The sequence below is a fragment of the Acidobacteriota bacterium genome, from assembly GCA_009861545.1.
GTDB lineage: Bacteria > Acidobacteriota > Vicinamibacteria > Vicinamibacterales > UBA8438 > WTFV01.
The window spans coordinates 6493-17828 of the sequence record VXME01000164.1 but is presented as its reverse complement, the minus strand read 5'-3'; the positions used below and the strand labels follow the sequence as shown (position 1 = coordinate 17828).

Genomic DNA, 11336 nt, shown 5'->3' with positions numbered 1-11336 from the left:
GCGCCTACACGACCCGGTGCAGGAGTTCTGCTCCGGCTGCGAGCCGCCGGCAGTTCTCGACCGCGACCGCCAGGCTCCGCGCCAGCGTCTCGCGGGTCAGCCAGGCGAGGTGCGGCGTGCAGACCACGTTGTCGAGCGCGAGCAGCGCGCTGCCGGCGGGCGTCGGCTCGGCCTCGAAGACGTCGAGACCGGCCGCGCCGATGCGCCCCGTCCGCAGGGCATCGACGAGCGCCGCTTCGTCGATCAGCGCGCCGCGGGCCGTGTTGACGATGACCGCGCCCGGCTTCATGCGCGCGATGGCTCCTGCGTCGATCATGCGCTCGGTATCCGGTGTGAGCGGCACATGCAGCGAGACGACGTCGCTCTCCGCCAACAGGTCGGCGAGCGGCCGGCGCTCACCCACCGCCGCCGGCTTCTCGCTGCGGCTGGCGAACAGGACGCGCGCGCCCATCGCGTGCAGCACCGGCGCCAGCCGGCTCGGCACGGCGCCGAATCCGACCAGCCCGACGGTCCGGCCGGACACCTCCCCGTAGTGGTCCTGGAGGTCGGCGGGCAGCTCCCAGCCCCGCCCGGTCCGGGTCGCGGCGTCGAGCTGGCTCACGCGCCGCAGGGCGCCGAGCATCAACAACAGGGTCATCTCGACGACGGCCTGCGTGTTCGTGCCCGGCATGTTGCATACGGCGACGCCGCGCGCCCGGGCCGCCTCCAGATCGATGGTGTTGACGCCGACCCCGATCTTCTGGACGAGGCGCAGGCGAGGCGCCGCGGTGACGACCTCCGCGGTGACCGGCTCGAGCAGATGCCACAGCGCCTCGGTCGCGGGCAGCAGCTCGGCGAAGCGCGCGTGGTCCGACATCGCGCAGACGGAGACCGACAGTCCCTCGCGCGCGAGCTCCGCGAGCCGGGTGGTCAGGCCCGGGCCGGCCGAATAGTGGTAGACGACGTTCATCGCTGGCGGCTCCGAACCACGGCAGGCACGCCCGGTGCGGCCGCCGGTCACGGGCGGTCTTTCCGCGCACCGCTGGCTATCATACGGGGGACGGTGCCAGAACCCGACGCCATCATCGTGGAGGCGCTCGCCCGAATGGGCCTCGTTCCGGCGCAGGCGCCGCCGCCGATGACGCCGCTCGCCGGCGGGGTCTCCTCGGACATCTGGCGGGTGGATCTGCCCGCCGGCACGGTGTGCGTGAAGCGGGCGCTACCCCGGCTGAAGGTCGCGGCCGTCTGGGAGGCGCCGGTCGAGCGGAACCGCTACGAATGGGAGTGGCTGCGCGAAGCCGGCCGGATCGCGCCGTCGAGCGTGCCGCGGCTGGTCGCGCACGACATCGAGGCGGGTTGCTTCGTGATGGGCTTCCTGGATCCGGTAACCCATCCGCTCTGGAAAGCCCAGCTCCGCGACGGCGTCGCCCGCGAGACCACCGCACGGGCCGTCGGGAAGCGCCTGGCCGCGATCCATGGCGCCACCGCCGGCCGCGCCGACGTCCGGGCGCGCTTCGCCACCGATGACATCTTCTACGCGATCCGGTTGGAGCCGTACCTGATCGCGACGGCGGCCCGGCACCCCGACCTCGCAGAACGGCTGCACGCCGTCGTCGCACGCACGGCGGGCACGAAGCATGCGCTGGTGCACGGCGACGTCAGTCCCAAGAACATTCTGATCGGGCCGGACGGTCCGATCTTCCTGGACGCCGAGTGCGCGTGGTACGGCGACCCCGCCTTCGACCTGGCCTTCTGCCTGAACCACCTGCTGCTCAAGTGCCTCTGGACGCCGGCGGCAACCGCCGCGTTCCTGCGATCGTTCGATGCGCTGGCAGAGACGTACCTCGCGGGTGTCGACTGGGAGGCGCGGGCCCTGCTCGAGGAGCGGGCGGCGAACCTGCTGCCGGGGCTGTTCCTCGCGCGCGTCGACGGCAAGTCGCCCGTCGAGTACATCACCGTGGAGGCGGACCGGGAGCGCGTGCGGCGGACGGCCCGGCCGCTGATCGCGAACCCGCCGGCAACCCTCGCCGCGGTGCGGGAGGCCTGGGCCGAGGCGCTGCCCGGGTCCGTGCAATGAGACCGATTCCACCGACGACGATCGGGGCCGCGCACCCGCGGACGCGCCCGGTCCCCGGCATGGCGCCCGCATGACGCGCACACGGTCCACGATCGAACAGGTGTCGGCCCGCCGGGTATGGGACTCTCGCGGGCGTCCGACCGTCGAGGCCGAGGTCCGTCTCGCCGGCGGCGTCGCCGGGCGCGCCATCGCACCGGCCGGGGCCTCGACGGGCAGTGGCGAGGCGGTCGACCTGCGGGACGGGGGGACCCGCCTGGGCGGGTACGACGTGACGTCCGCGGTGCGCAACGTCCGCGAGGAGATCGCGCTGGCGATGCGCGGGCGCGACGTGACGGATCAGGCTGGACTCGACCGGGCGCTGGTCGATCTCGACGGCACCGGCAACAGGAGCCGGCTCGGCGGCAACGCGCTGATCGCGGTCTCGCTGGCGGCGCTGCACGCGGCCGCGGGCGCCACGGGGCTGCCGCTGTGGCGCTACCTCCTCGGCGACGGCACGGCCCTGCTTCCGTTGCCCGAGATCCAGATCTTCGGGGGCGGCGCCCACGCCGGACGGCGGGTCGACATCCAGGACTTCATGGTGATGCCGGTCGGGGCATCGACCTTCGCGCAGGCGCTCGAGTGGACGGCCGAAGTGTATCGCGCCGCCGGAGCCCGGATGGCGCAGGCCGGCCGGCTGCAGGGCGTCGCCGACGAAGGGGGCTACTGGCCGGCGTTCCACACGAACGAGGAAGCCCTGGAGTTCCTGGTCCGGGCCATCGAGGACGCCGGGCGCAAGCCCGGCGACGATCTCGCCATCTCGCTGGACGTCGCCGCGTCGGAGTTCCACGAAGACGGACGGTACCGGCTCGGCCGCGACGGGCGCGCCGTCGATCGCGATGCGCTCATCGCGCTGTTGATCGACTGGGTCGACCGGTATCCCATCGTGTCGATCGAAGATCCGCTGGCCGAGGACGATATCGACGGCATGCGGCGCTTCACGGCAGCGGTCGGCGACCGCGTGCAGATCGTCGGCGACGATTACCTCGTCACCAACGCCCGGCGCGTCGAGCAGGCGGCGCGGGACCAGGCCTGCAATGCCCTGCTCGTCAAGTCGAACCAGGCCGGCACTGTGACCGAGACGCGAGCGGCGCTCGATGCTGCCCGCGCGGCCGGCTTCGCCACCATCGCGTCGGCGCGCTCCGGCGAAACGGAGGACGTGACCATCGCCCATCTCGCCGTCGGCTGGTCCGCCGGCCAGCTCAAGGTGGGCTCGTTCGCACGGTCCGAGCGGATGGCGAAGTGGAACGAGGTGTTGCGGATCGAGGAGGCGCTGGGAGACACGGCCGCCTTTGCCGGCGGCGGCGCGCTCGCGCACCATCGCTCCAGGTAAGGACTGCCGATGACGAGCCCTGCCCCGTATGCGCGGCTTCCACGCCGCCTCCTGGTCCGGACCGACCGCCGAATCCGACGGCGTCTCTCCCTCGGCACGGGTGTTCTGCGCCTCTTCCTCGGCGTACTCCTGATCGGACTCCCCTGTTGCAGTGAGGGGCAGCCGGGGGCCGAGACCCCTGCCTCGCCGGAGACGCGGGTCGTCTGGCGGGCCGGCGCCGGCGGCTATCACACGTACCGCATCCCCGTGGCCCTGGCCACCGCCGGCGGCGCGCTGCTGGCGTTCGCCGAAGGGCGCAGGACGGGACGCGGCGATGCGGGCGACATCGATCTGCTCGTCAAGCGGTCCACCGACGGCGGCCGGACCTGGGGTGACGCGCTCGTCGTCTGCGACGACGGCCCGCATACCTGCGGCAACCCGGCTCCGGTGGTCGACCGGCGAACCGGCGTCATCCACCTCCTGATGACCCGTAACCTGGGCACCGACCGCGAGCGGGCGATCATGGCCGGGACGAGCGAGGACGTACGGCGCGTGTACCACGCGCAATCGACCGACGACGGCCGCACCTGGACCGCGCCGCGCGACATCAGCGCGACCACCCGCGCCCCCGATTGGCGCTGGTATGCGACCGGTCCGGTGCACGGCATCCAGTTGACTCGCGGTCCGCACGCGGGGCGGCTCGTCGTGCCCGCCAACCACTCCGTGTCCGGCCCCGAGGAGGAAGGTCCGGAACGGTACCGGAGCCACGTCCTCGTGAGCGACGACCGCGGCCGCACGTGGCGCAGCGGCGGAATCCACGAGCCGTACACGAACGAATCGACCGTTGTAGAGCTGTCGGACGGCTCGCTGCTCCAGAACATGCGTTCCTATCACGGCCAGAATCGGCGCGCCGTCGCCAGCAGCCGGGACGGCGGTCAGACGTGGTCGCCGGTCCGGCTCGACGCGACCCTGATCGAGCCGGTCTGCCAGGCCAGCCTGCTGCGGTACGGGTGGCCCGACATGCAGTACCCGCGGGGCATCCTGCTCTTCTCCAACCCCGCCGGCACGACGCGCGAGCGGATGACGGTGCGGGCCAGCTTCGACGACGGCGCAACCTGGCCGGTCGAGAAGCTGATCGATGAGGGTTCGGCGGCCTACTCGTCGCTGGTGCGTCTGTCCGACGGCCGCGTAGGACTGCTGTACGAGCGCGCCGACTACCGGGAGATCGTCTTCTCCGCGTTCACGCTCGACTGGCTGCTGGAGGAATGACAGAATCAGCGGGTTCGGAGTACCCCGGAAGGTGTATCCATCCGCTTGGAACGTGCATCCACAAGGACAGAAAGCGAGGCGACAGCAATGAGATTCTTCAGCTTGGCAGCGATCGGCCTGGCCGCAATGATGATCGGACTCGGCGCACCCGTGGCGGCGAACGCGCAAACCGACGACGCGGCGGCGGCGTTCGTGCGGGTGGCTACCAGCTACAGCCTGACCCCGAACATCACCTACCAGCGCGCCGGCGGACAGGACCTGACGCTCGACGTCTACCGGTCCCGCACGGCGTCCGAACCGGCCCCGACGCTCATCTACATCCACGGCGGCGGCTGGACCAACGGCAGCCGGCAGTCCTCCGCGCTGACCGTTCTCCCCTGGCTGGAGATGGGCTGGAACGTGGTCAACGTCTCCTATCGGCTCGCGGGCACGGCGCACGCCCCCGCCGCGGTCGAGGACTGCCGCTGCGCGCTGCGCTGGGTCTACCGCAACGCCGAGCAGTACAACTTCGATCTCGATCGCATCGTGGTGACCGGCAACTCCGCCGGCGGCCACCTGTCGCTCACGACCGGCATGCTGCCGGCGTCGGCCGGCCTGGACCGCCAGTGCCCCGGCGACCGGAACCGCATGTGGCCGATCGGCCCTCGGTCGACCGCCCCGCTCAAGGTCGCCGCCATCATCAACTGGTACGGCATCACCGACGTCTACGACCTGGCCCACCGGACGCCGGGAACCTCCGGTAACTTCACCGAGGCCTGGTTGGGAAGCCGCAGCGACCGCGACGACGTCGCGCGCCGCGTCTCCCCGACCAACTACGTGAACGGCGACACGCCGCCGATCCTGACCATTCACGGCGACGCCGATTCCATCGTGCCCTACGACCACGCGACGCGCCTGCACGAGTTGCTCGACGAATGGGGCGTGCCGAACCAGCTCATCACCATCGAGGGCGGCGGACACGGCGGATTCAGCCCCGTGGAGAACCAGCAGATCTACGCGGCGATCCGCGCGTTTCTCGGCGAGCACGGGCTGGGAGCGGCGCCGTCGAACGACTGAGGCCCCGGCAACTCCGACGGCCGACGGGCGCGACGCCCCGTCGGCCGTCGACCGCTGACCGCAAGCGACACGCCCGCAGCCTGCCGCGGCCCGGTGCGTTGCGCCCCCTGTGTCGGAAGCGCCTGCCATTCGGGGCCGCTCGCTCGATACACACTCACGCGGGCAACTCGGGACCCCGGGATACACAATGCAGCAGGAGTTCATGCGAAGGGCCATCGAGCTCTCGCGCCTCGGGATGCGGGCCGGCAAGGGCGGTCCGTTCGGCGCGGTCATCGTCCGGGGCGACGAGATCATCGCGGAGGGCCACAACGAAGTGTTCCTGCGCAACGATCCGACGGCCCACGCGGAGGTGGTGGCCATCCGGAGAGCGGCCGCCAGGCTGAACCACTTTCGTCTGGTGGGGTGCGAAATCTACACCAGTTGCGAGCCCTGCCCCATGTGCCTCGCCGCCATCCACTGGGCCCGGATCCAGAGGATCCACTTCGCCAACACCGCCGACGACGCCAGGCGCATGGGCTTCGACGACCGGGACCTCTATCTGGAAATGAAGCTGCCCCGAGCCGAGCGGCAGATCCCGTCGCGGCAATTGCAGCGGGACGCGGCGTTCGCGGTATTCAGGGAGTGGCAGGAGAAGGCCGACCGCATCGATTACTGAAACGACCCGGGCCGCCGCTCCGACGCCACGCTTACCTCCGGCAGTTCGGCCTAAACCACTTCGTCGCAAATCAGCCGCGCGCCGCGAAAGCCTGGGCTCACCCGAGCGGCGGATGCTGCAGGTGGTAGTCGGTCGCCGATTGCCAGGCGTGCGCGAGCCGCAGCATCTCCGCCTCGCCGAAGAGCTTGCCGGTGAAGCGCAGGCTGGTCGGCGATCCCTCGACGAACCCGCTCGGCATGCTGATCTCCGGGTGACCCGTGAAGTTGGTCAGCCCGAGGTTGCTGCCGACGAACAGGTCCAGATCGCCGAGCGCCTCGTGGACCTGCTCGATGATCTGCATCCGCAACCGGTTGGCTTGCAGGTAGTCGATCGCCGGGACGAAGCGGGCGGCGGCGAAGCGGTCGGGCCAGCGGCTCTCTTCCGGCGCCTCGCGCATGCTGTCGAGCTCGCCGTTGACCGTGGGTACATCGAACCCGGCCGCGGCCTCGGTGCTCACGATGAAGCCGAGGGCGCCGCCCGGCACGTCCGGCAGGTCGAACGGCGCTAGGGTCACCCCCAGGCCGCGCAACGTGTCGAGGGCGGCCCGGTTGTTCGCCATCGCCTGCCGCTCCCGGGTCGCGCGCTCGGGGTCCTGCGGGTTCTCCTCGACGGTGTCCTCGTCGAAGCTCGACCGCAGGTAGCCCACCCGCAGGCCGGCGAGGTCGGCCTCGGCGTCCCAGTTGAAGGGAACGTCGAGCAGGGTGTTGTCGCGTCCGTCCGGCCCCTGGATGGCGTCGAAAACCAGCGCGCAGTCCTCGGCGGAGCGGCACATCGGGCCGATCTTGTCCAGGGTCCAGGCCAGCGCCATCGCGCCGTAGCGGCTCACCCGCCCGAACGTCGGGCGCAGGCCGGTAACGCCGTTGCGCGTCGACGGCGAGATGATCGAGCCGCGCGTCTCGGTCCCGATGGCGAACCCGACCAGCCCCGCCGCGGTCGCCGCCCCCGAGCCGGCCGACGATCCGCTCGCCCCCTGCTCCGTATTCCACGGGTTCCGCGTCCGGCCCCCGAACCAGCGATCGCCGGAGGCCAGTGCACCCATCGACAGCTTGGCGACGAGAACGGCGCCCGCCTCGGTCAGTCGCGTGTACACGGTGGCGTCGGTGTCGATGGCCTGCCGGCGGTAGGGCGAGGCGCCCCACGTCGTGCGCGTGCCGCGCACTGCGAGCAGGTCCTTGGCGCCCCAGGGGATCCCGTGCAGGGGCCCGCGGTAGATGCCCGCCGCGATCTCCTCGTCGGCCCGCCGCGCCTGGCGCCGGGCAATCTCGTCCGTGTAGCTGACGACGCAGTGCAGCGCCGGGTCGTGCCGCCGCAACCGGGCCAGGTACAGCTCGGTCAGCTCCGACGGCTTCACCTGGCGGGTCTCGACGAGCTTCGCCAGGTGCGTGACCGGCAGGAACGCCAGCTCCTCGTCGGTGGCCGGCATGGTCACCGCGATGTCGGCGCGCCGCATCGGACGCCGCTCGCTCGGCAGCGTCATCCCCGGCGGAACCGGGTTGAACACGAGGGCCGGCTGCACCGCGTTCCCCAGGTTGGCGGCGCGCAGGGTCCCGACGTCGGGCCTGCCGCCCGGCCGGTTCAGCCCCGCGGCGATGCGCTCGAGCTCCTCGTCGGTGAACTTCAGCCCGGCGATGCGCTGCGCGGCCGCCAGCATCTCGACCGTCACCTCGTCCGCATCCTGCGCCACCGCCGCCAGCGCGCCGGGCAGCAACGTCGAGCCGATCCCCGCCGCCGACAGGCCGGTGATGAAACGCCGCCGGTTCACCGCGAGCTTGTGTTCATTCATGGTGACACCCAATCCTCCGTGGTGATCAATCCTATATGAGACACCTGACGATGCTCCGCGGCATCAGCCGCTTCATCGTCAGGCTCACGGGCGTTGACCGCCGGCCCGACTGCCGCGTCACGTCGGAAGCTGATACCGTAGGCATCTCCGCCGCGGTCGACGTCCTCGACGCTTGAAGTCCCGGAGGTGCCGACATGCTGTTCCAGCTTCGTGCCGCACGATCCGTTCCGGCCTGCACCGCCGCCCTCCTGTGGCTGGTGATCGGCGCACCGCACGCCGACGCGCAGAGCACCTCGGATTTCGTCCCCGTCACCGACGCGATGCTCCAGGATCCTGCGCCTGGCGACTGGCTGATGTGGCGGCGGACGCTGGACGGCTGGGGCTACAGCCCGCTGGAGCAAATCGATCGCGCGAACGTCGGCGAGCTGCGCATGGTCTGGTCGCGCGGCATGGGCCCCGGCAGCCAGCAGGCGACGCCGCTGGCTTACGGCGGCGTGCTGTACGTGCCGAACCCGCGCGACGTCATCCAGGCGATCGAGGCGGCGACCGGCGACCTGCTCTGGGAGTACCGCCGCGACCTGCCGGACGACACCGCCACCCGGGGGCTGGCCACCACGAACCGCAACCTCGCCATCTACGAGGATCGCATCATCGACACCAGCGCCGACGGCTACGTCTTCGCCCTCGACGCCGAGACCGGCCGGCAGGTCTGGGAGACGCGGATTCTCGACTACGAGACGCATCCCGCGCTGCAGAGCTCCGGGCCCATCATCGCCGACGGCAAGGTGATCTCCGGCCGGAGCTGCTCGACGCGCGGCGGACCGGACGCCTGCGTCATCGTTGCCCACGACGCGACCAGCGGCGAGGAGCTGTGGCGGCGGCGGACGATTCCGGCGCCGGGCGAGCCGGGCGACGAGACCTGGGGCGACGTGCCGTTCGAGGAGCGCAAGCACGTCGGCGCCTGGATGGTCCCCAGCTACGATCCCGAGCTGAACCTGGTCTACATCGGCACGTCGGTCACCTCGCCGGCGCCGAAGTTCATGCTCGGCGGCGCCGACCTGGCCCACCTCTACCACAACTCGACCCTCGCGCTCGACGCCGATACCGGCGAGATCGTCTGGCATTACCAGCACCTGAACGATCACTGGGATCTGGACCATCCTTTCGAGCGCATCCTGGTCGACACCGCGGTGGCGCCGGATCCGGCGGCGGTGAGCTGGATCAACCCGCGACTCACGCCCGGCGAGACGCGCCGTGTGCTGACGGGCATTCCCGGCAAGACCGGCCTGGTCTACACTCTCGACCGCGAGACCGGCGAGTTCCTCTGGGCGACCCCGACCGTCACGCAGAACGTCATCAGCGACATCGACGGCGCCACCGGGGCGGTGACCGAGAACGGCGAGGTGGTCTTCAGCGCCCTGGGCCAGGAGGTGCTGGCCTGCCCCACCCTGATCGGCGGCAAGGACTGGGAGTCCGTATACAGATCCGCGGAGGCCCCAATGACTCCCGTGTTCAATGGGGTGTTCGACGATCTGAACACGTCAGAAACCGGCAGAAACGGACTCTTCTCGCCACGAATGGCTGGCAGTCCTGCTGGCAGTCCGGGCCGGGATCCGCGGCGACGGCGATCCACGCCCTCGTAGCGCCTCACCTACCGGAACGGAAGCGCTCGACCGTCGCCGTCAGCGCAACCACCTGCTGCCCCTCCTGGTTTCGCCGGCGTGAGACGTGTTAGGGTGAACGAGTACGCTCGGCGGCGGGCGGGCCGCAGAACCGGGCCGCAGAACCGACACCGGTCGCCTGTCGCCCAGCAACGTGAAGGAGCCCGTCATGGAAGCGCGCTCGGCCCCTCACTGTATCGCCCTCGGCGCATCGCCCCAACTGACGCACGAGGTCCGCTCTAGCGCGGCTACCTCGGCCCGGCGGGCAGCGGAAGCAACCGGCGGAGCGCTGGGCGACCGCGCGTTCGCGCGCCGCATGTTCATCCGACTGCTGGCGTTGTTGCCGCTGGCCGCGGTGGTCGACGCGACTACGCAACGGGCAGCGGAACCGTATATCCGCTACGCGCCGAGGCGAGGCTATTGCGACCGCGCGCCGTTCGCCACGTTGATGAACCCGAATCGGCACCAAAGCGTCAGGGTCACAGTCCACGCCTCAATAGAACGGGGCGGTACGTCGCAGAAGGCCTACGACGTACCGGCTGGGGGCCGCGCGGGGTTGGGGTGTACACGAATAGATCGCCAACGTGTTCGCTACGAGATTGTTGGCTGGAGAATCACCTGAGCCGTGGGCGCCATTGCGCACAAGCTCCCGGGGAAGCGGTCGGCCGCTGGCGCGCAACTCGGGGCCGGCGGCGGGGATTAAATGCGGGGGATGCAAGCCATGGAAGCAGTGGACTGGCCAACTATCGGCGTGATGGTTGCGCTCGGCGGGTTGCTCTGGCGGCAGATGGCGGCGCTCAGTGCGAGGGTGGACGCTCTTGATGTGCGGCTGACTGGCGCGGTGGAAGCGCTGTCGGTGCGAGTCGGAGACATCGATCGGCGGCTCGCGAGGTTGGAGGGCTGGATCGAAGGCGAGCGGGCTGGCCGCACGGCCGCGGTCGAAGGTGCGGAGGCGGCGACGACTGGGACGAAATGAAGACGGAAGGAGCCGAGGCGCGATGACGAGAGCTTGGACAGGGTTGCTGGTTTTGGCGGGGCTACTGATGGTGGGCGCGTCGGAAGCCTCGGCCCAGGATCTACCCCGCGAAGTGGAGGATTTGGCGGAGGAGTTACGCCGGCTTGACTTGGATGTGCAGCTCGTCCCCCCAGGGGATCCCCCCGTTGAGGCAGATCTCAGAAGTGTCGAGAACGCGAACGAGGCAATGGCCGTGATTGCCGGTTTGTGCGACATTGTGGTCGGCGTGGGCGGCGAACTCGCCGAGATCTGGCTCCAGGGGTCCGGTGGGTGGTATCTCCGACTGGCCTCTGCCGCAGGATGTGCATTGTGCGCTCTGATCGGCTAGATGGAGCGATACCAAGGCCGAGGTGTTCGTGGGTGTGGAGCGAAGCGGGCCGCCTGCACCGCCCCGGAGCTTGCCGGGGATTATAGCGGATAGTGCCCACGCTCGAGACGTCTGGTGCCCCGAAGC

The 11336-nt window shown here is 70.5% G+C and carries 9 protein-coding genes; 7 read left to right on the top strand and 2 right to left on the bottom strand.

The window, feature by feature from the left end; genetic code table 11:
- Nucleotides 1-4: 4 nt before the first annotated feature.
- Nucleotides 5-949 (bottom strand): hydroxyacid dehydrogenase, encoded by a 945-nt coding sequence (locus tag F4X11_25765; GenBank protein ID MYN68384.1) that lies wholly within the window; start codon nucleotides 947-949, stop codon nucleotides 5-7.
- Between the two features lie 135 nt (nucleotides 950-1084).
- On the opposite strand from F4X11_25765, the gene F4X11_25760 reads away from it, so the two are divergent.
- From F4X11_25760 to F4X11_25740, 5 genes are all read left to right on the top strand, one after another.
- A complete protein-coding gene (locus tag F4X11_25760) occupies nucleotides 1085-2056 on the top strand; it encodes a phosphotransferase (GenBank protein ID MYN68383.1) in 972 nt (323 codons plus the stop codon).
- A 70-nt stretch (nucleotides 2057-2126) separates the two neighbouring features.
- Entirely contained in the window at nucleotides 2127-3425 is a 1299-nt protein-coding gene (locus tag F4X11_25755) for a phosphopyruvate hydratase (protein MYN68382.1), read from the top strand.
- Nucleotides 3426-3434: 9 nt separating this feature from the next.
- Nucleotides 3435-4673, top strand: coding sequence for an exo-alpha-sialidase (locus F4X11_25750; protein MYN68381.1), 1239 nt, complete (start codon nucleotides 3435-3437; stop codon nucleotides 4671-4673).
- Nucleotides 4674-4799: 126 nt separating this feature from the next.
- The gene (locus tag F4X11_25745; protein MYN68380.1) at nucleotides 4800-5729 is read left to right on the top strand and encodes an alpha/beta hydrolase; all 930 of its coding nucleotides are present in this window, start codon (nucleotides 4800-4802) and stop codon (nucleotides 5727-5729) included.
- A 187-nt stretch (nucleotides 5730-5916) separates the two neighbouring features.
- A complete protein-coding gene (locus F4X11_25740; GenBank protein ID MYN68379.1) occupies nucleotides 5917-6384 on the top strand; it encodes a nucleoside deaminase in 468 nt (155 codons plus the stop codon).
- 97 nt (nucleotides 6385-6481) lie between these two features.
- Here the strand turns inward: F4X11_25740 and F4X11_25735 are convergent, their stop codons facing one another.
- Entirely contained in the window at nucleotides 6482-8206 is a 1725-nt protein-coding gene (locus tag F4X11_25735) for an amidase (protein MYN68378.1), read from the bottom strand.
- 194 nt (nucleotides 8207-8400) lie between these two features.
- On the opposite strand from F4X11_25735, the gene F4X11_25730 reads away from it, so the two are divergent.
- A complete protein-coding gene (locus tag F4X11_25730; GenBank protein ID MYN68377.1) occupies nucleotides 8401-9849 on the top strand; it encodes a PQQ-binding-like beta-propeller repeat protein in 1449 nt (482 codons plus the stop codon).
- Between the two features lie 739 nt (nucleotides 9850-10588).
- Nucleotides 10589-10843 (top strand): hypothetical protein, encoded by a 255-nt coding sequence (locus F4X11_25725; GenBank protein ID MYN68376.1) that lies wholly within the window; start codon nucleotides 10589-10591, stop codon nucleotides 10841-10843.
- The last annotated feature ends 493 nt before the right edge of the window (nucleotides 10844-11336 follow it).